We start from the raw sequence: 19,602 nt of genomic DNA on the forward strand, positions 1-19,602 counted from the left end.
TTCTTGTCATGGCCATACGACATCTTGCATTCTCTGCCCTGCACAGGAAACCATTCGGTCCTGCTGAGAGGGACGAGCGCCATGACCCAGGAACGCCCCGCACTGTACGAGGCCCTCGACGACCGGTTCCGCACCGGGCGGTGCATGAACGGTGACGCGGCCCTCGAAGTCCTGTACACCGGCTGCCGATGGGCCGAGGGGCCGGTCTACGTGCCCGCCTGGCGGCAGGTGGTCTGGAGCGACATCCCCAACGACCGGATGCTGCGCTGGGACGAGGAGACCGGCGCCGTGGGCGTCTTCCGCCGCGCGGCGGGCCACACCAACGGCAACACCCTCGACCGCGAGGGCCGCCTGATCACCTGCGAGCAGGGGAACCGCCGGGTGACCCGCACCGAGCACGACGGATCGGTGACGGTGCTGGCCTCCCACTGGCGGGGCAGGCGGCTGAACAGCCCGAACGACGCGGCGGTGCGGTCCGACGGCTCGATCTGGTTCTCCGACCCGGACTTCGGCATCACCAGCGACTACGAGGGCCACCGCGCGGAGAGCGAGATCGGCGCCAACCACGTCTACCGCGTCGACCCCGTCACCGGCGAGGTGCGCCTGGTCGCCGACGGCTTCCGGGCCCCCAACGGCCTGGTCTTCTCGGCGGACGAGCGGCGGCTGTTCGTCTCCGACACCGGGGCGGGCCTCATCCGCGTCCTCGACGTGCGGGAGGACGGCACCCTGACGGACGGGGAGGTCTTCGCCGAGGCCGGCGCCCGCGCGGCGGCCCGCTTCGACAACCTCCGCCTCGACGCCGACGGCCGGCTCTGGGCCGCCGCGATGGGCGACGGGGTGCACTGCTACGACCCGGACGGCACCCTGATCGGACGGCTGAACGTGCCCGAGGCGGTGGCCAACATCGCCTGGGGCGGACCCAAGCGCAACCGCCTCTTCCTCACCGCCGAGACCAGCCTCTACTCGGTGGTCATGGGCGTCACGGGCACCCACCCGACGGGGCCGGGCCCCCGGCCTTGGACGGCCGGCGCGTAGGCCCTGTGCCGTCGCGGGGCACGGCGGTCGGGGGCGGCGCCACGGCCACACGGCACCACGGCCACACGGACGGAGAGGGCACGCCCCCGCCGTACGCCGTCACCCGGCGTCCGGCGCCCCGTCCTCCGGAGCTGTGAAGACGCGGTCCAGGTGGTGACGGAGGACGGAGGCGGCCGACTCCGCGGTGCGCTGGCCGACCAGGACGCTGGTCCCCATCCCCGCCGCCATCGCGAGCAGGCCGACCGCCTCCGTGCGCGCGTCCGCGCCCGGGTCGGCCGCCCCGGCGTCCTGCGCCTGCCGGATCAGCCCGGCCAGGACGTCCTCGGCGGCGTCCGGCCGGTCGGTGAACGGCTGGGCGGCCAGCGCCTCGTCGGTCACCGACAGCACCGCGTACGAGGTGTAGAGCAGATGGAAGGTGCGGCTCTCCGGATCGGTCGGGAGCGAGGTCAGCAGCAGCGCCTCGGCCGTCGCGCGCGGACCGGGGCCGAGGCCCTGGGCCCGCAGCCGCTCGCCGACCCGGGCGGAGAACCGGTCGGTGAGATGGCGCAGCCCGTAGAGCAGCAGCTTCTCCTTGGTGCCGAAGTAGTACTGCACCAGCCGCAGCGACACCCCCGCCTCGGCCGCGACATCGCGCATGCCGATCGCGTGCAGCCCGCGCCGCCCGGCGACCCGGACGAGCGCCTCGGCGATCAGGGCCCGCCGCTCCTCGTGGTCCACGCGCTTCGGCATGCTCCCCGGCCTCCACCTCATCGCTCGCACCGCGCGTCCGGCCGCTGCCCGGACCTCTTCATGGTACCGCCGTACCAACATAATGGTACGGTCGTATCACTACCGGGAGGGGCCGATTCCCCTTCCCGGTGACGTCCCGACCAGCCTCACCGGAGGTGCGCTGTGCCCGAGACCGCCGAACGAGCCCGCCGCGACATCGGCCGCTACGTCAACGAGAAGCTGCGCGACCGCTACTTCGCCGCCTGCGACGCCCTGTACGCGCTGGGCGCCCCGGCCCGCGCCGAGACCGACGTCGAGACCAGCTTCGGCACCACGCACGTGTACCGGTACGGCCCCGACGACCCGGCCGCCGCCTCCCGCACCCCGGTCGTCCTGATCCACGGCTCGGGCAGCTGCTCCGCCATGTGGTACCCCAACACCCGGGCGCTCGCCGCCGAACGGCCCGTCTACGCCCTCGACACCCCCGGCGACCCCGGCCGCAGCGTGCACCGCGCGCCCATGTGGCAGCCCGAGCACGCCGCCCAGTGGATGGACGAGGCCCTGGAGGCGCTGGGCCTGGACCGGGTCCACCTCGTCGGCTCCTCCTACGGTGGCTGGCTCGTCATCAACCAGGCCCACCTCCGCCCCGGCCGGCTCGCCTCGGTGACCCCGCTGGACCCGGGCGGGCTGGAGAAGGTGGGGCTGCGCTTCTTCGTCTGGATCTTCGCCAGCCTCTTCGCCACCTTCGCCCCGAAGGCGCTGCGCCCCCGGCTGGCCGCCTGGCTGGAACAGCCGGTGCTCGTGGTGCCCGAGCTGCGGGCGATGGTCCGGGCCGGCGTACGGGCGTTCCGGATCCGGCGGCCCGCGCCCCTCCCGCTGACCGACGCTCAGCTCTCCACCATCCGTACGCCGTTCTACCTGGTCATGGGCCGCCGCAGCCTGCTGGTCCACCCCCAGCGCCAGCTGGAGCGGGTGCCCCGCCTGATCCCCGGTGCCCGTGCCGAGATCATCGCCGGCACCGGCCACGGCCCCCAGATCGACCACCCCGACCTGGTCAACGCGGCCATGCTCGCCTTCTTCCGCGCCACGGAGGAGAAGGAGCGGACGGAGAGGACCACCCTTCAATAAGCGTAGGGAAAAGTCTTGGCCAACGTCGTAGGCTCCCGGTGGTCGATCAAGAACTTCACAGGGGGGTTCCATGCGTCACACGAACAGAGCCGGGAGCATCGGCGGAGCCGGGCGGGTCGCCCTGATCGGCGCCGGTCTCGCGCTGGCCGCCACCGGCATCGGCACCACCGCTGCCCAGGCAGCGGACGGCGGCTCGGGCGACATCAGGATCGACAAGGTCGTCGTCAACGGCGGCAAGCCGGTCGTGGTCGGGACCACCAACAAGGTGTCCTTCAAGGTCTCGGTGACCGCGTCCGACAACTCGGGCATCGCGAAGACCACGTACTTCAGCGCCTTCGGCCCCAACCCGAACTACGCGCAGATCTGGGACGACGAGATCACCTGCGTCAAGGCGAACGCCACCACGTCGACGTGCTCCGGCACGCTGACGTTCGATCCGACGGCGTCGACCGGCTTCGTCAACAACAAGGCGGCGGCCACCTGGGACCTCGGCGTCCTGGTCTCCGCCAACGACCTCAACTACATCCACCGGGACGCGGCCGCCCGGTTCAAGGTGCAGCGCTACTCGAAGCTGACGGTGGATGCCGCGCCGGAGCCGGTGAAGAAGGGCAAGACCCTCACCATCACCGGCAAGCTCTCCCGGGCCAACTGGGAGGACAACAAGTACCACGGCTACGCGGGCCAGCCGGTGAAACTTCAGTTCCGCAAGAAGAACAGCAGCACCTACACCACCGTCAAGACCATCAGCACCAGCAGCACCGGCACGCTGAAGACCACGGCCAAGGCCTCGGTCGACGGCTACTGGCGCTACAGCTTCGCCGGTACGTCCACCACCCCGGCCGTCAGCGCCGCCGGTGACTTCGTCGACGTGAGGTAACGCGCAAAAGAGCTGGTGAGGTAGCGGACTCGCCGGTTCCGAGGTCCGGTACGGGCTCCGACTGTCGCCGATCCCCTGCGGAATCGTCCGCGATCGGTAACAGCGGGGCCCGTACGGGCGTTCGTATGGCTTCATTGACGCAGGGCAGCACGGCGGAGACGAAATCAAAAGGGGCGGGCGGCATGGCGAAGCACAAGGGACGGGGATGGCACGGCCGACTTTTCGGGGCCGCCCTCGGAGTGACGGCGCTGGCCGCCGGCGCCTCGGTGTGGACCGCGCAGGCCGACCCCGCCGGTGCGAGCAAGCCGAACGCGAGCGTCTCGTCGCCGGCCCATGACGAGGGCAAGGCCGCCAAGGTCGCGGTGGACATCGCGCACGCCTCGGACAAGGGTGCCAAGGGCGTCAACATCACCATCGACGACGGCCCGGACCCCAACTGGACGCCGCAGGTTCTCCAGTTGCTCAAGGAGAACAACGTGAAGGCCACGTTCTGCATGGTCGGCACGCAGGCCCAGGCCTACCCGGACCTGGTCAAGCGGGTCGTGGCGGAAGGCCACCGGCTCTGCAACCACACGGTCTCGCACGACACCTCGATGGACCGCAAGTCCGAGGCGTACCAGTCGCAGCAGATCCTGGACGCCGAGCGCATGATCACCAAGGCGTCCGGCGGTGTCCGCCCGCAGTACTACCGCGCCCCGGGCGGCGCCTTCACCCCGTTCAGCCGCCAGCTCGCCGCCTCGCACGGCATGCGTCCGCTCGGCTGGAACGTCGACACCAAGGACTTCGAGCGCCCCGGCGCGGACGTCATGGTCGCCACCGTCAAGCGCGAGATAGCCAACGGCCCGACGGTCCTCTTCCACGACGCCGGCGGCGACCGCTCCCAGACCCTCACCGCCCTCCGCGAGGTCCTCCCCTGGCTCCGGGAGCAGGGCTACCTCTACGGCTTCCCGGTCCGCTGACCCGGGGCGGCCCCGGGCCGGACGTTCCCCCGCGCCGCCGCCTCAGCGCCGGGTGATCGAATCGACGGCACCGAGGTCCTGGCGCATCACCGCCCGAAGCTCCGCCAGCGCCCGGTCGAGCCGGTCCTCCAGCCTGCGGTAGGCGGGGCTGTCGGCGACCGGACCGTCCGCGTCCGCCGCCCCCGCCACCAGCAGGTCCCGGGTGTCCCGCAGGACCAGGAACGCGGAACGGGCCGCGTCCACGATCTCCCGCGGCGCGACGATGGCGAGCTGGTGACGGATCTCGTAGGCCCCGGGCGCCAGGAACACCTCACGCACCCGCTGCCGGCGCTCCTCCCCGTGGCCCTCCTCCCGCGCGCACTCGTCGAGCGCCGTCCGCGTCCGGGAGAGCGCGGCGGTGTACTCGGCGTAGAGCTGCCGCCGGACGTCGAGGCTCTGCCCGGCCCGCTCCCTGCGCCATCTGAGCCGGTCGGTGACCAGCGTGGAGCCGACCCCGATCACCGCACCGAGCGCCGTGCTGACCGGCGATATCCACTCCATACCGCCCGAGGGTAGGGGTCGTGCCGCCCGGTGTCAGTGGTGCCAGGGCAGCCGGACCGGGGTTTCCGGGACCCGCCCGGCCACGAGTCCGGCCACCAGTCCGGCCAGGCCGGAGGGGTACACCGTCTCCTCGGTGGCCGCCAGCTCCGCGAGCGTCCACCAGCGGTAACCGGCGTGGTACCTGCGTTCGTCGTCCGCCAGCCCGGAATCGTCGATGCGGCCGCCCGTGACCCGGGTGTGGAAGAACACGTCCCGGAAGACCCCCTCGGCCCATCCGAGATCCGCGTACCCGGAGGTCTCCGCGACCATCGCGCCCAGCGCCCCCGGCCCGATCGACAGCCCGGTCTCCTCCAGGAGTTCGCGGGACGCCGCCTCCGCGGGGCTCTCCCCGTCCTCGACGCCACCGCCCGGGGCGCACCATCCGTGACCGCTCCCGGGGTCGTCCGGGTCGACCCGGAACCTCAGCAGGAGCAGACGGTCCCGCTCGTCGGTCAGAAGGACGCGGGCGGACTCTCGGCGAAAGCCTTCCGGGGCGGACATCCCGGCAGCGTATCCAGCGGGGCGACGGCCCGGAAGGGCGCGGGAGCCCGCTCCGGCCCGTCCCGAGCGGGTGCCCTCTACGGCCCGTCCCGCACCCCCGCGCAACCCCCCGTACACCGGTCCGTGCGGTCCACGCCCCAAGGCCGGTGGAACCCTCCGGATAAGGTAATGAGCGGATAAAGAGATCACCAAGTGCGTCGGAGTCGGCGCACACCCTCTCGGGAGGAAGCCATGGGAACCCACCGCACCACGCTGCCCGGAGTCGGTGTGCAGTACGACTACACGACCGAGTCGGGCCAGCACATCTCCGTCGTCGTCCACCACGACGGGCGCCGGTTCATCGGCTTCTACGACCAGGACGACCCTGATTCGTGCCGACTCTCGGTACCGCTGACGCCCCAGGAGGCCACCGGCCTCGCGCACCTCATCGACGCGGCACCCATCGACGCCGTCCGGACCGAGGGCATCGACCTGGTCACCGAGCACATCCCGCTCGGCACCCGCTCCCCGTACGGCGGGCGGCTGCTCGGGGACACCAAGGCGCGCACCAGGACGGGGGCGTCGATCGTCGCCGTGCTGAGGACCCACAGCGCGCACCCGTCCCCCGGGCCGGACTTCCGGCTGGCCATCGGGGACACGCTTGTCGTCGTAGGAACACGTGAGGGCGTGGACACGCTCTCCGAGATCATCGCGGAGGGCTGACCGTGCACGACACGACCGCACTGCTGGTGGAGCTGGGCTCCGTCATTCTGGGGCTCGGACTGATCGGGAGGTTCGCCGGCCGCATCGGCCTCTCCCCGATCCCGCTCTACCTGCTGGCCGGACTCGCCTTCGGACAGGGCGGGCTCCTGCCGCTGGGGGCCAGTGAGGAATTCACCGCCGTCGGCGCCGAGATCGGCGTCATCCTGCTGCTCCTCCTGCTCGGACTGGAGTACAGCGCGTCGGAACTGGTCACCAGTCTCAAGACCCAGTACCCCTCCGGGGCCGTGGACTTCGTACTCAACGCGACCCCGGGAGCCGTGGCGGCGCTGCTGCTCGGCTGGGGTCCGGTGGGGGCGGTCGCCCTGGCCGGGGTCACCTGGATCTCGTCGTCCGGGGTCATCGCCAAGGTGCTCACCGACCTCGGACGGCTCGGCAACCGGGAGACGCCCGTCATCCTCGGCGTCCTCGTCATCGAGGACCTCTCGATGGCCGTCTACCTGCCGCTGCTCACCGCGATGGTGGCGGGCGTCGGCCTCGCCGGCGGCAGCGTCGCGCTGCTCATCGCGCTCGGCACGGTCGGGCTGGTGCTCTACCTGGCGCTGCGGCACGGCCGGCTGATCAGCCGGGCCGTCTCCTCCGACAACCCGGAGATGCTGCTGCTGGTGGTCCTCGGGCTGACCGTGCTGGTCGCCGGGGTCGCGCAGGAGCTGAAGGTGTCCGCCGCCGTCGGCGCCTTCCTGGTCGGGATCGCGCTCTCCGGGGAGGTCGCCGAGGGCGCCCGCAAGCTGCTGACGCCACTCCGGGACCTGTTCGCCGCCGTCTTCTTCGTCTTCTTCGGGCTCTCCACCAACCCGGCCGAGATCCCGCCGGTGCTGATCCCCGCCGCGCTGCTCGCGATCACCACCGTCTTCACCAAGATAGCCACCGGCTGGTACGCCGCCCGGCGGGCCGGGATCGGCTCGCGCGGCCGCTGGCGGGCCGGCGGCACCCTCGTCGCGCGCGGTGAGTTCTCCATCGTGATCGCCGGTCTCGCGGTGGCCACCGAGCCCCGGATCGGGCCCATCGCCACCGCCTACGTCCTCATCCTGGTCATCGTCGGCCCGCTCACCGCCCGCTGGACCCAGCCGGTCGCGGCCCGGATCGGTGCCTGGCGCGCCGGTAAGGGAACGGACGCCGGGGGTTCCGCCGGCGCCGCCACCCCGGCCGGTGCCGGAGTCGGAGCCGGTACGAAGCACGAGGACGCACACGCCGAACCCGTCGCCGCGCAGCAGGAGTTCGCGCCCGCCGCCGACCAGCCCTGACGCACCCGCAGCACCCTCGCACCACCCCCGCGACCCCGCCGCGAACCGTCCGCTCCCGTACGGTTCAGAGCGGGGTCGCCGCGTGCAGGATGCCCACCAGCGTCACCGCCGCGTTCAGCGAGGAGAGCGCCGAGGCCGCCGTGCCCACCGTCGCGACCAGCGCGGCGAGGGCGACATGGGCGGAGGACGGCGGCCACAGCCGCACCGGCTCCACCGGGGCGAGCAGCGCCTCGACCCGCCGCGGCACCGGGCCCGCCGGAGCCGCGAAGGCGGCGAACCCGGCGGAGGCGTCCGGCCCCCGGTGCGTGTACAGCGCCGCCTTGCCCACCGCGATCGCCACCACCCGCCGGTCGCCGACCACGCGGGCGGCCTCCTCGTCCGCCCACCGCTCGGTGCTGTACGAGACCGCGGTGCGCAGCGGCCGCAGGAACGGGTTGGCGCGGGCCGCGAGATGGACGGCCAGCAGATAGCGGTGGTGCCGGGCCGCGAGGTGGGCCCGCTCGTGGGCGATCAGGGCGCGCCGCTCCCCGGCGTCCAGGCAGTCGCACATCGCGGTCGAGACGACGACCCGGCCCGGGGCGCCCGGCAGCGCGTAGGCGTACGGCTCCGGGTCCGGGAGCACCGCGACCCCGTCCTCGACGACCGAGGGCGCGGCGGCCAGCGCCCGGTTCGCCCGCACCCGCAGCCGCACATGGCGCAGCACCGTCCGCCCGCAGGCCGCCAGCACCGCGGCCAGCGCCCCGATCGCGACGATGCCCACCTTCTCGTCGTACGGCACCGCCGCCCGCACCTCCGGGTCCGCCCAGCTGTCCGGGAGCGGGTTGCCGGGCAGTTGGGCGGTGCCGACCACCATCAGCAGGCCCAGGCAGAGCGTGCTGCACAGGGCGAGCAGCGCGCCGACGACGGCCAGGAGCCGGGTCGCGATGCGCGGGTGCAGATGCTGTTCGGCCAGACGCGCGATCGGCAGCGCGGTCAACGGCAGGATCAGCGGCAGCCAGACGAAGACACCCATCGGCGGGCTACTGGCCTTCCGTCTCGCGGGGGCCGGGGTCCCGGGGCCCGGACCCCGGGGCGTCGGCTCCCGGGGTTTCCGGCGGGTCGTCCGGGGCGGAGGCGTCGGCGAGCAGGGCGCGCAGGCGTTCCTCGTCGCCGGGCGAGAGGGCCGAGACGAAACGGGCGAGGACGGCTCCCCGGTCCCGCTCGCCGTCCAGCACCCGGCGCATCCGCAGGGCCGCGAGCCCGGCCTCGTCGGCGGCGGACGTCCAGGTGTAGGAGCGGCCCTCGCGGGTGCGGGTCACGGCCTTCTTCACGTGGAGACGGGAGAGGATCGTGATGACGGTGGTGTAGGCGAGGTCGCCGTCCAGGCGTTCCTGGACCCAGCCGGCCGTCGCGGGGCCGCTCGCGGACCGCAGTACGGCGAGGACCTGGGCCTCCAGTTCGCCCTGGCCGCGCCGGGGCGGCCTGGCCTCCGCGGGGGGCGGACACGCCTCGCCGGGAAGCCGGTGCGGGGTGCCGGGCACTCGGCCGGATCGTGGTTCGTTGTCCTGGGGGTGGCCGGGCCTGGCCGAGTCCATCGGGGGTCCGCCCTTCTGCGCTGCCGCGTCCGCCGCGGTGTCGCAGCATCCTACTGACCGCCGGTCAGGGAGCGCGGCGGGTACTCCTGCTGCTAACTTCTACACGTCTGTAGAGTTGAACTCCCGTCCGGCACCGCGCCGCAAGGCGAGCCGCAACGCAACGTATGGAGACGACATGGCACTGTGGGACCGGATCAAGGAATCCGCTTCGTCGATGCAGTCGCAGCTGGAAGCCAAGAAGAACGACCTGAAGAGCGGGGCGTTCCGTGACGCGAGCATGGCCATGTGTGCCCTTGTCGCCGCGGCCGACGGCTCCGTCGACCCCTCCGAGCGCCAGCGCGTCGCCGCTCTGATCGCGAGCAACGAGGTTCTGCAGAACTTCCCGGCCGACGACCTCCAGCGCCGCTTCAACGAGTACGTCAACAAGCTCACCGCCGACTTCGCCTTCGGCAAGGTCAGCATCCTCCAGGAGATCGGCAAGGCGAAGAAGAAGCCGGCCGAGGCCCGCGCCGTCATCCAGATCGGCATCGTCATCGGCGGCGCCGACGGCGACTTCGACAAGACGGAGCAGGCCGTCGTGCGCGAGGCGTGCTTCGCGCTGGACCTCCCGCCGCACGAGTTCGACCTGTAGTCCCTGGGACTACTCCCTCGTCCTCCGTCCGCCGGAGCGGCCCGTCGCCGCTCCGGCCCCGGATCGCCGGACACAGCACGGCCGACTGACCATCGGCGGTGCCCGGCAGGCCGGGGGCGCGCGACTCCCCCCTGCGCGTCCCCGGCCACTTCTCGTTCCGCTTCCCGCCCCGCTTCTTCCGCTTCCCGTTCTGCCGGGGTGCGGTCAGAGCTCGTTGGCGGGCCAGTCCAGCAGCCGGGCGCCGATGACCGCCGTCTGCAGGGTGTAGCGGTGCATCGGGTCGGACGGGTCGGAGCCGGTCAACTGGTGGATGCGCTCCAGCCGGTACGTCAGCGCCCGCACGCTCAGCGAGAGCCGACGGGCCGTCTCGGCGGCCACACAGCCCGCCTCGAAGTAGACGTTGAGCGTCCTCAGCAGCGGTTCGGCGCCGCCCCGGGCCTGCTGGAGCGGGCCCAGCTCGCTGCGGACCAGGTCCGCCATCGCCTGCCGGTCGCGGGTCAGCACGGGGTAGACCAGCAGGTCCGCCGCGTAGAGCACCGGGTCGTCCAGGTCCATCCGCTCCGCGAGGTCCAGCGCCTCCAGCGCCTCGTCGTAGGAGTGGACCACCCCGCCGGGGCCGTGGTGCGGGCGGCCCACCGCGACCCGGCCGCCGTCCGTCGCCGCGTGCGACTGCTTGGCGAAGAACCGCAGCACATCGGGCTGGCTGCCCGGCGCGATGCAGACCAGCCGCCCGTCCTTCGTCGTCAGCAGGATCTTGCGGCCGCTGAACCGGGTGAGCATCGCCGTCTCGACCGTACGCGGCACCGAGTCGGTCTCCGTGTACGCCTCCGGCCCGGTCGCCACGGCGACGGCGTGGGCGCGCGAGAGCCGCAGCCCGAACCGGGTGGCCCGTTCGGCGAGCCGTCCCAGGTCGCTCCGTCCGTACAGCAGGTCGTCGATGAACTCGCGGCGGGCCGCCTCCTCGCGGCGCACCGTCATCCGCTGGGCCCGCTCGAACCCCTCCGCGAAGGCGTCCACCGCCTGCTCGACCGCCGCCAGCACCGAGTCCGTGGACGCGGCGTCCGCGCCGGGGCCGAGCGGCCAGACGGCGCGCGTCTCCACCAGATGGCGGGAGACCAGGGCGCGGAGCTGGAAGCCGTCCTCGGCCGCACTCTTGCCCAGCAGCCGGCGGTCCTCCAGCTCGTCCCGCGTCAGCCGGCGGCCGGTGGCCGCCACATCGGCCAGGATGCGGGCATAGTCCCCCAGGACTCCATCAGGGATCTCCGGCTCCGGCACGCACTCTCCTCCAACCCTGACGGGATATGGACACACTTGTGACGTGGTGATGACACGCCTGTCCCCCGCATATTCGCCGGTGCCGGTGCCCGGCATCAAGGCGGGGTGAACATTGCCGGGTTCCGGCAGTGTTTCTCTTCCGCCCCCATGACACGATGCCGTCAGCACCAACGGGGGAAAACACGGGGAAACGGGGGGAGATCCGGCTGCTTCGGCGCTGTTTCAGGCCGCGCCGCGGCAGCCGGGTCTGCGCCGCCCCCAGTCGGCCACAGAGGGGGCGGAGAGATGCGAGAGTTCCTGAACGCGGCAACTTCCTTTCCTGCCGTCCTGTTCGGCGCCGCACTCGCCGTCGTCGTCTTCTTCTGGCTCCTGGTCCTGATCGGCGCGGCCGACCACCATTCCTTCGACGGCGACCTCGACACCGACCTGGCCGGGGCCGGCGGGGTGCCGGTCACCGTCTCGGTCTCCGTGATCACGGTCGTCGGCTGGTTCGCCGCGCTCAGCGGCACCGTCCTGCTGCACCGCTCCACCGTCTCGGGCCTCACCCGGGCCGGGCTGGCCGGCGGGGTGTTCGTCGGGGCGCTGCTGATCGGGCTGATCGTCCTGCGGGTGCTGGTGCGCCTCTTCCGCAGCCGCTTCCCGGACGAGCCCCCGCCGTCGCGCCAGGACTTCCTGGGCCGGGTCTGCACCGTACGCACCGGCACGGTCGGTGCCGACTTCGGGCAGGCCGAGGTCACCGCGGACGACGGCTCCACCGCGATCGTCCAGGTCAGGCTGCTCGCCCCGGCGGATCCCGCGGCCCTGACCTCGGGCAGCGCCGGACTGCTGTACGCGTACGACGAGGCCGGCGAGTTCTTCTGGATCTCGCCCTACGACAAGGCGCTGGACCCGGGGCCGCCGTCACCGGCCCGACCACGCGGGGCGAAGCGCCGCACCGGCTGACCGTCCGCGCCACCGCGCGCACCGGACCGGTCCGGGCCGACGACGCTCGCCGCACCGCCACCACCGCCGTCACCGCCGCACGGGCAGCGGACAGCAGGCCGCTGTCGTCGCCGCCGGGGCCGTCGCGCCCCTCACCAGTTTCTTCTTCACCAGCCGTCAAGGACTGTCATGGATGCCATCACCCTGGGCTTCGGTGTGCTCGTCGCCGTCGTCCTGCTCATCGCCGTAGCGCTGCTGCTCGTCATCACCCGGCTCTTCCGCAAGGTCGAACAGGGCAAGGCGCTGATCATCTCCAAGACCAAGAAGGTCGACGTCACCTTCACCGGTGCCATCGTCCTGCCGGTGCTGCACAAGGCCGAGACCATGGACATCTCGGTGAAGACCATCGAGATCCGGCGCACCGGGCGCGAGGGGCTGATCTGCCAGGACAACATCCGCGCCGACATCCACATCACGTTCTTCGTCCGGGTCAACAAGACCGTCGAGGACGTCATCAAGGTCGCCCAGTCCATCGGTACGGGCCGGGCCAGCGACGAGGCGGCGATCCAGGAGTTCTTCGGCGCGAAGTTCGCCGAGGCGCTCAAGACGGTCGGCAAGCAGCTCGACTTCGTCGACCTGTACACCAAGCGCGAGGAGTTCCGGGACCGGATCATCCGGGTCATCGGCACCGACCTGAACGGCTACCACCTCGACGACGCGGCGATCGACTTCCTGGAGCAGACGCCGCTGACGCAGCTCGACGGCGCCAACATCCTGGACGCCCAGGGCATCCGCAAGATCACCGAGCTGACCGCGATCGAGCACGTCCGCACCAACGAGTTCCAGCGCACCGAGCAGAAGGAGATCACCCGGCAGGACGTCGACGCCCGGGAGACCATCCTGGAGCTGGAGCGCCGGCAGGCCGAGGCCGAGATCAAGCAGCGCCGCGAGGTCGAGACGCTGCGGGCCCGTGAGGAGGCCGCCACCGCCAAGGTCCAGGAGGAGGAGCGGCTCGGCGCCCAGGCCGCGTTCATCCGTACCGAGGAGCAGCTCGGCATCCAGCGGGAGAACCAGGCCCGGGAGATCGCGGTCGCGCAGAAGAACCGCGAGCGGGTCATCGCCGTGGAGAACGAGCGGATCGAGAAGGACCGGCTGATCGAGGTCATCGGGCGCGAGCGCCAGACCGAGCTGGACCGGATCGCCGCGACGAAGGAGGTCGAGGCCGAGCGCCGCGAGGTCGCCGACGTGATCCGGGAGCGGATCGCGGTCGACCGCACGGTCGCCGAGCAGGAGGAGTCCATCAGGACGCTGCGGGCCGTCGAGGAGTCCGAGCGCACCCGCCGCTCGGTCATCATCGCCGCCGAGGCGGAGGCCCAGGAGAAGCTGGTCAAGGACATCAAGGCGGCCGAGGCCGCCGAGGCCGCCGCCACCCACCTGGCCGCCGAGCAGCTGACGCTCGCCGAGGCCCGGCTGAAGACCGCGGACCTGGACGCGCAGGCCAAGCTGCGCCTCGCCGAGGGCATCCAGGCCGAGTCCGCCGCCCCCGGTCTCGCCGAGGTGCAGGTGCGCGACGCGCAGGCCGACGTCATCGAGAAGCAGGGTCTCGCCGAGGCCGGGGCCACGTCCGCCCGGCTCAAGGCAGAGGCCGAGGGGGCCAGGCTCAAGGCGCTCGCCGCGGCCGAGGGCACCCAGGCGCAGGCCACCGCCGACGCGGCGATGATCGGCGAGAAGCTGAAGGCCGAGGCGGCCGGGCTCACCGAGAAGGCGGCCGCGATGGCGGCGCTGGACGACGCCTCGCGCGGTCACGAGGAGTACCGGCTGCGGCTCGCCGCGGAGAAGGAGATCCGGCTGGCCGGGCTCGACGTGCAGCGGCAGGTGGCCGAGGCGCAGGCGACGGTGCTGGCCACCGGCCTGGAGAACGCCGACATCGACATCGTCGGCGGGGAGTCGGTCTTCTTCGACCGGCTGGTCTCCGCGGTCTCGATGGGCAAGAGCTTCGACGGGTTCATGGCGAACTCGGACACCGCGAAGGCCCTCGCCGGGCCGTGGCTGGACGGCTCCTCGTCGTTCACCGAGGACCTGACCCGGATGCTCGGTTCGGTCTCCACCGGCGATGTGCGCAACCTGACGGTCTCCGCGCTGCTGATGCGGATGATGAAGGCGCCGGGCGCCGGGGTCAGCGCCGGGCAGGTCGAGCAGCTGCTGACCGCCGCCCGGGAAGCCGGCCTCGCCGACCTGCCGGTCTCCGCGCTCACCGGCGCCCCGGCCGCCGCCCCGGTCCCCGTCCCCGCGGCGCGGAACGGATCGGCCCCGGCCGTCTGATCCGCGGGTGCCGGGCCCGTCCACCGCCGGACGGGCCCGGTACCGGGACGTGACACACAGTTACTTATCGGAACAGACCGGCCCCACACCTCGCAGAAAGAGCCGTACGTATGGACACCGACACCACGACCGCAGCGCCCACCGGCGGCCCCGTGGACGCGGGTACGTACGACGTACTGCGCCGTCGGCTCGGCGACCGGGCCGCCGAACTGGCCCGCCGGGCCGAGAAGCTGAACGCCCGCCGCACCGAGGAGTTCGGCTCCACCGAGCTCCGCCTCACCGGCACCGAGCAGCTCCGCACCGCCCACCCCGCCGTCGCCCGCGACCTGGTGGCGGCCGGCGGGCGGTTGCTGTTCGGCTTCGAACGCGGACCGGGGGCCGCCGACCCGGCCGAGGTCGCCGAGGTCTTCGCCCGGTACGGGGCGGAGCTGGACGCGCCCGACACCGAAGGCCCCCTCGCCGAGGCCGACTTCGTCCGCGAGTTCGCCTCCCTGCACCGCTACTACCGCGACGCCCGGCTGCTGCGGCTGCGCCGGGTCGAGGGCAGGCTGCTCGCCGTCTTCCGCACCGGGGAGAACGCGGACGGGGTGCGGGTACTGCGCTGGGCGCTCGGCCCGGACGGCGCTCCGGGGGCCTTCCTCGACGCGCGCGGCGACCGCGACCACGTCTTCCCGCCCTCGCACGACTTCACCTGGACCGCCGCGGGCCGCGAGGCCCACGTCCTGGGCCGCCATCCGCACATCGCGGTCGGCGGCGACACCCCCGACGACGCCCCGCTCTTCGTCGACACCCTCGGCGGCCACCTCACCGTCAAGACGGTCAACGACACCGACACCGCCGAGGGCATCTACCGCGAGCCGGTCGCCGAACCCCTCCAGTCGCTCGCCGACGCCGAGGTCGAGCACGCCACGATCGGGCCGCTGGTCCTGCTCCGGGTCCGCCCGTACAACGAGGACGCCTGGCGGTACCTGGTCTTCAACTCGCTGCTCTCCACCGTGCGGCGGCTGGACGGCATCGGACCGGCCTGCCACCGCCTCCCCGAGGACCAGGGGATCATCTTCCCCGGCGGCTACTACCTCACCACCGGCACCGCCAAGACCTTCGACATCGCCGAGCCGCTGACCGACCCGGTCTTCGAGGGCACCGTGCGCTCCCCCAACGGCGAGGACGTCCTCTACGTCTTCCGCTCCCCCGACGACGGCCGCGCCCTGCTCCTGCCGTACAACCTGATCCGGCAGGAGGTCGCCACACCGCTCCAGGGCCGGGGCCACGCCCTGCTCGACGACGGCACCCTCGTCCTGCTGCGCACCGGCGACGAACCGGCCCGGGTCCACTCCGTGCAGCGCTGGCGCACCCCGTACGTCTCCGACACCCACGCGGCCTCCCGCCCGGCCGGGACCGGCCCGCTCGCCCGGGTCGGCAACGCCGATCTGGTGCGCGGCATCTCCGACTGCCTGGCCCTGGCGCACAGCGCCGCCGAGACGACACCGACCGCCGCCGTGTACGCCCGGCTGGTCGCCGACTGCACCCGCGCCACCGACCGGTACCACTGGCTCACCGACCCCGAACTCGACTCCCTGGCCGAGCCGTTGGCCGAGCTGAAGGCCACCGCCGAGCAGGTCGTCGTCGAGTTCGAGACGGTACGGGAGCTGACCCGGCAGGCCGCCGAGGCGCTCGACACCGCCGCCGACGACCTCACCGCCCTGGTCCGCCGCATCCGCGGCGAGGCCCCCCGCTCGGCCGCCGCCTGGGTGGACCAGCTCACCGCGCTGCGCCGCGCCCACGGCCATCTCTCCACCCTCGCCGAGATGCGGTACGCCGACACCGACCGCATCGCCGAACTGTCCGCCCAGGCCGCCGCCGACCTCGAATCGGCCGCCCAGCGCGCCGTCGCCTTCCTCGGCCGGGACGACGCCTTCGCCTCCTACCACCAGGACGTCGACCGGCTCACCGCCGAGGCGGCCGCCCTCGCCACCGTCGCCGACGCGGCGGAGCTCGGCGAGCGGCTGGGCGCCATGACGGACGGGCTGAGCACCGTCACGGACGTCGTCGCCGGGCTCGACATCGGCGACACCACCGTCCGCACCGGCATCCTGGAGCGGATCGCGGAGGTCCTCGGCGGGGTCAACCGGGCCCGCGCCACCCTCGACGCACGCCGCCGCGAACTCCTCGACCACGAGGGCCGGGCCGAGTTCGCCGCCGAGTTCGCGCTGCTCGGGCAGGCCGTCACCGGGGCGATCGCCGCCGCCGACACCCCGGACGCCTGCGACGAGCAGCTGTCCCGGCTGCTGCTCCAGCTGGAGAACCTGGAGTCGCGGTTCGCCGAGTTCGACGACTTCCTGGCCGAGCTGGCCGGGCGCCGCACCGAGGTGTACGAGGCGTTCTCGGCCCGCAAGCAGACCCTCCAGGACGCCCGCGCCCGGCGCGCCGAGCGGCTGGCCCAGTCGGCGGCCCGGGTCCTGGAGACCGTCTCCCGGCGGCTGGCCGCGCTGGACGACACCGACGCGATCCACACCTACTTCGCCTCCGACCCGATGGTCGCCAAGGTCCGCCGCACCGCCGACGAGCTGCGCGAACTGGGCGACCCGGTGCGGGCCGAGGAGCTGGACGGCCGGCTGGTCGCCGCCCGTCAGGAGGCGGGCCGGGCGCTGCGCGACCGGGGCGAGCTGTACGCGGACGGCGGCGCCACGATCCGGCTGGGCCGGCACCGGTTCGCGGTGAACACCCAGCCCTTCGACCTGACGCTCGTCCCGCACGGGGACCGGCTCGCCTTCGCGCTCACCGGCACCGACTACCGCTCCCCCGTCACGGACCCGGAGTTCGAGGCGACCCGCCCGTACTGGGAGCAGACCCTGCCGTCGGAGTCCCCCCGGGTCTACCGGGGCGAGCACCTGGCGGCCCGGCTGCTCGACGAGCACGGCGCGCACACCCTGGCCGCCCTGGACCCGGCCGGGCTCGCCGCCCTCGTCCGGGAGGCGGCGGCCGCCGCGTACGACGAGGGGTACCAGCGGGGCGTCCACGACGAGGACGCCACCGCGATCCTCACCGCCCTGCTGCGGCTGCACTCCGGGGCCGGGCTGCTGCGCCGCCCGCCCACCGTGCGGGCGGCGGCCCAGCTCTTCTGGGCGTACGGGACCGACGGGGCGCGCCGCGTCTCGTGGACCCGGCGGGCCCGCTCGCTGGCCCGCGCCCGGGAGACCTTCGGGCTCGACACGGCGGTGGACGCGCTGCGGGAGGAGTGGGCGGCGGAGATCGGCGGCGCGGACGCGGGGGTGTCCGGCGCGGGGGTGCCGGGCGCGGATCCGGGGGCCGTCGCCGGGTACCTCTTCGAGGAGCTGACCAGCGGCCCGGAGGGCTTCGTCACCAGCGCCCCCGTCCGCACCTTCCTCGACAAGTTCCGCCGCACCACCGGCACGTCGGCCTACGACGACGACCTCGCCGCGCTCGGCGACGACCTGCCGGCCCGCCGCCAGCTCGTGGAGGGCTGGCTCGGCGCGTACGCCGCCGCGAGCGGTGCCGGGCTCGACGCGGGCGACCTCGCGGAGGCCGTCGCCGTGGAGCTCTGCCCGGCCGGGGTCCTCGACCGCTACGACCACGACGCCCCGCTGACCGCCCGGGTCGACGGCCTGCTCGGCACCCACCCCCGGATCGAGCGCTCCGCCCTGACCGTCCGGATCGACGAACTCCTCGCCCGCACCGCCGAGTTCCGCGCCGTGACCGTCCCCGGCTTCCGCGCCTACCAGCGCCGCCGCACCGCCCTGGTCGACGCCGAGCGGGCCCGGCTGCGGCTGGACGACCACCGGCCGCGCGTCATGTCGGCATTCGTCCGCAACCGGCTGCTCGACGAGGTCTACCTGCCGCTGATCGGCGACAGCCTGGCCAAGCAGCTCGGCACCGCCGACGCCGACCGGCGCACCGACTCCCAGGGCCTGCTCCTGCTGGTGTCGCCGCCCGGCTACGGCAAGACGACGCTGATGGAGTACGTCGCCGACCGGCTCGGCCTGGTCCTCGTCAAGGTCAGTGGCCCCAACCTGGGCCACGACGTGACCTCGCTCGACCCGGCCCAGGCCCGCACCGCGACCGCCCGCCAGGAGATCGAGAAGATCAACTTCGCGCTGGAGTCCGGCAACAACACGCTCCTCTACCTCGACGACATCCAGCACACCTCGCCGGAGCTGCTCCAGAAGTTCATCCCGCTCTGCGACGCCACCCGCCGCATCGAGGGCGTCCGGGACGGCGAACCGCGCAGCCACGACCTGCGGGGCAAGCGGTTCGCGGTGTGCATGGCGGGCAACCCGTACACCGAGTCCGGCGAGCGGTTCCGCATCCCCGACATGCTCGCCAACCGGGCCGACGTCTGGAACCTGGGCGAGGTGCTGACCGGCCGGGAGGACGTCTTCGCGCTGAGCTTCGTGGAGAACGCCCTGACCGCCAACCCGGCGCTGGCCCCGCTCGCCGGGCGCTCCCGCGAGGACCTCGCCCTGTTCGTACGGATCGCCTCCGGCGACCCCTCGGCGCGCCCGGACCGGCTGGAGCACCCGTACACGCCCGCCGAGACGGACCGGATCACGGCGGTGCTGCGCCATCTGCTGACCGCCCGGGAGACCGTGCTGGCCGTGAACTCCGCGTACATCGCCTCGGCGGCGCAGACCGACCAGACCCGCACCGAGCCGCCGTTCCGGCTCCAGGGCTCGTACCGCGACATGAACAAGATCGCGGAGCGGATCGTGCCGGTGATGAACGAGGAGGAGCTGTCCGCCGTCGTCGACGACCACTACGCGGGCGAGGCCCAGACGCTGACCAGCGGCGCGGAGTCCAACCTGCTCAAGCTGGCCGCGCTGCGCGGCCGGCTCACCCCGGAACAGTCCGAGCGCTGGTCCGCGATCACCGCCTCCTACGTCCGCGCCCAGGCCCTGGGCGGCCCGGACGGCGACCCGATGGCCCGCGCCGTCGCCGCGCTCGGGCTGCTCGCGGACCGGATCGCGGCGGTCGAGACGGCGATCGTCCGGGTCACCGACCCCCGCCACACCCTGGCCAACCCGACGGGCCGCCACGCGGCCCCGCCCCTGGAGTAACACCTTTCCACCCG

Annotated in this window: 16 protein-coding genes; 10 read left to right on the forward strand and 6 right to left on the reverse strand. The window is 73.1% G+C overall.

Annotation, left to right across the window (positions count from 1 at the left end; all coding sequences use genetic code 11):
* The first annotated feature begins 81 nt into the window (after positions 1 to 81).
* On the forward strand, positions 82 to 1,035 hold the full coding sequence (locus ACWC97_RS03380; RefSeq protein WP_352274187.1) for an SMP-30/gluconolactonase/LRE family protein: 954 nt from the start codon (positions 82 to 84) through the stop codon (positions 1,033 to 1,035).
* A 99-nt stretch (positions 1,036 to 1,134) separates the two neighbouring features.
* Here ACWC97_RS03380 and ACWC97_RS03385 read toward each other — a convergent pair whose 3' ends face one another.
* Positions 1,135 to 1,764 carry a TetR/AcrR family transcriptional regulator gene (locus tag ACWC97_RS03385; RefSeq protein ID WP_450647163.1) on the reverse strand — a complete coding sequence of 210 codons (630 nt, stop codon included), beginning with the start codon at positions 1,762 to 1,764 and terminating at the stop codon, positions 1,135 to 1,137.
* 162 nt (positions 1,765 to 1,926) lie between these two features.
* Between ACWC97_RS03385 and ACWC97_RS03390 the strand changes: the two genes are divergently transcribed.
* From ACWC97_RS03390 to ACWC97_RS03400, 3 genes are all read left to right on the forward strand, one after another.
* Positions 1,927 to 2,871 carry an alpha/beta fold hydrolase gene (locus ACWC97_RS03390; RefSeq protein ID WP_450647165.1) on the forward strand — a complete coding sequence of 315 codons (945 nt, stop codon included), beginning with the start codon at positions 1,927 to 1,929 and terminating at the stop codon, positions 2,869 to 2,871.
* A 70-nt stretch (positions 2,872 to 2,941) separates the two neighbouring features.
* Entirely contained in the window at positions 2,942 to 3,748 is an 807-nt protein-coding gene (locus tag ACWC97_RS03395) for a calcium-binding protein (RefSeq protein ID WP_450647167.1), read from the forward strand.
* 182 nt (positions 3,749 to 3,930) lie between these two features.
* The gene (locus ACWC97_RS03400) at positions 3,931 to 4,707 is read left to right on the forward strand and encodes a polysaccharide deacetylase family protein (protein ID WP_352274183.1); all 777 of its coding nucleotides are present in this window, start codon (positions 3,931 to 3,933) and stop codon (positions 4,705 to 4,707) included.
* Positions 4,708 to 4,749: 42 nt separating this feature from the next.
* Here ACWC97_RS03400 and ACWC97_RS03405 read toward each other — a convergent pair whose 3' ends face one another.
* Both ACWC97_RS03405 and ACWC97_RS03410 read right to left on the reverse strand, forming a co-directional pair.
* The gene (locus tag ACWC97_RS03405) at positions 4,750 to 5,247 is read right to left on the reverse strand and encodes a hypothetical protein (RefSeq protein ID WP_450647169.1); all 498 of its coding nucleotides are present in this window, start codon (positions 5,245 to 5,247) and stop codon (positions 4,750 to 4,752) included.
* A gap of 33 nt (positions 5,248 to 5,280) precedes the next feature.
* On the reverse strand, positions 5,281 to 5,787 hold the full coding sequence (locus tag ACWC97_RS03410) for an NUDIX hydrolase (protein ID WP_450647171.1): 507 nt from the start codon (positions 5,785 to 5,787) through the stop codon (positions 5,281 to 5,283).
* Positions 5,788 to 6,018: 231 nt separating this feature from the next.
* Here ACWC97_RS03410 and ACWC97_RS03415 point away from each other — a divergent pair, with 231 nt between their 5' ends.
* On the forward strand, positions 6,019 to 6,489 hold the full coding sequence (locus ACWC97_RS03415) for a cation:proton antiporter regulatory subunit (protein ID WP_352274180.1): 471 nt from the start codon (positions 6,019 to 6,021) through the stop codon (positions 6,487 to 6,489).
* 2 nt (positions 6,490 to 6,491) lie between these two features.
* On the forward strand, positions 6,492 to 7,790 hold the full coding sequence (locus tag ACWC97_RS03420; RefSeq protein WP_352274179.1) for a cation:proton antiporter: 1,299 nt from the start codon (positions 6,492 to 6,494) through the stop codon (positions 7,788 to 7,790).
* A gap of 64 nt (positions 7,791 to 7,854) precedes the next feature.
* Here ACWC97_RS03420 and ACWC97_RS03425 read toward each other — a convergent pair whose 3' ends face one another.
* Both ACWC97_RS03425 and ACWC97_RS03430 read right to left on the reverse strand, forming a co-directional pair.
* Positions 7,855 to 8,802 carry a M56 family metallopeptidase gene (locus tag ACWC97_RS03425; RefSeq protein ID WP_450647173.1) on the reverse strand — a complete coding sequence of 316 codons (948 nt, stop codon included), beginning with the start codon at positions 8,800 to 8,802 and terminating at the stop codon, positions 7,855 to 7,857.
* A gap of 7 nt (positions 8,803 to 8,809) precedes the next feature.
* Positions 8,810 to 9,364, reverse strand: a complete 555-nt coding sequence (locus tag ACWC97_RS03430; RefSeq protein WP_450647175.1) for a BlaI/MecI/CopY family transcriptional regulator — start codon at positions 9,362 to 9,364, stop codon at positions 8,810 to 8,812.
* Between the two features lie 175 nt (positions 9,365 to 9,539).
* Between ACWC97_RS03430 and ACWC97_RS03435 the strand changes: the two genes are divergently transcribed.
* Positions 9,540 to 9,995: a tellurite resistance TerB family protein gene (locus ACWC97_RS03435; protein WP_352274177.1), complete on the forward strand. Its 456-nt coding sequence runs from the start codon at positions 9,540 to 9,542 to the stop codon at positions 9,993 to 9,995.
* A gap of 204 nt (positions 9,996 to 10,199) precedes the next feature.
* On the opposite strand, the gene ACWC97_RS03440 is transcribed toward ACWC97_RS03435, so the two are convergent.
* A complete protein-coding gene (locus ACWC97_RS03440) occupies positions 10,200 to 11,270 on the reverse strand; it encodes a PucR family transcriptional regulator (RefSeq protein WP_352274176.1) in 1,071 nt (356 codons plus the stop codon).
* A 285-nt stretch (positions 11,271 to 11,555) separates the two neighbouring features.
* Between ACWC97_RS03440 and ACWC97_RS03445 the strand changes: the two genes are divergently transcribed.
* From ACWC97_RS03445 to ACWC97_RS03455, 3 genes are all read left to right on the forward strand, one after another.
* Positions 11,556 to 12,212, forward strand: coding sequence for a hypothetical protein (locus ACWC97_RS03445; protein WP_352274175.1), 657 nt, complete (start codon positions 11,556 to 11,558; stop codon positions 12,210 to 12,212).
* Between the two features lie 168 nt (positions 12,213 to 12,380).
* Positions 12,381 to 14,513, forward strand: a complete 2,133-nt coding sequence (locus ACWC97_RS03450) for a flotillin family protein (protein WP_450647178.1) — start codon at positions 12,381 to 12,383, stop codon at positions 14,511 to 14,513.
* A gap of 110 nt (positions 14,514 to 14,623) precedes the next feature.
* Positions 14,624 to 19,588 (forward strand): DNA repair ATPase, encoded by a 4,965-nt coding sequence (locus ACWC97_RS03455; protein ID WP_450647180.1) that lies wholly within the window; start codon positions 14,624 to 14,626, stop codon positions 19,586 to 19,588.
* Positions 19,589 to 19,602 lie beyond the last annotated feature (14 nt).

The sequence above is a fragment of the Streptomyces sp. NPDC001108 genome, assembly GCF_053598535.1.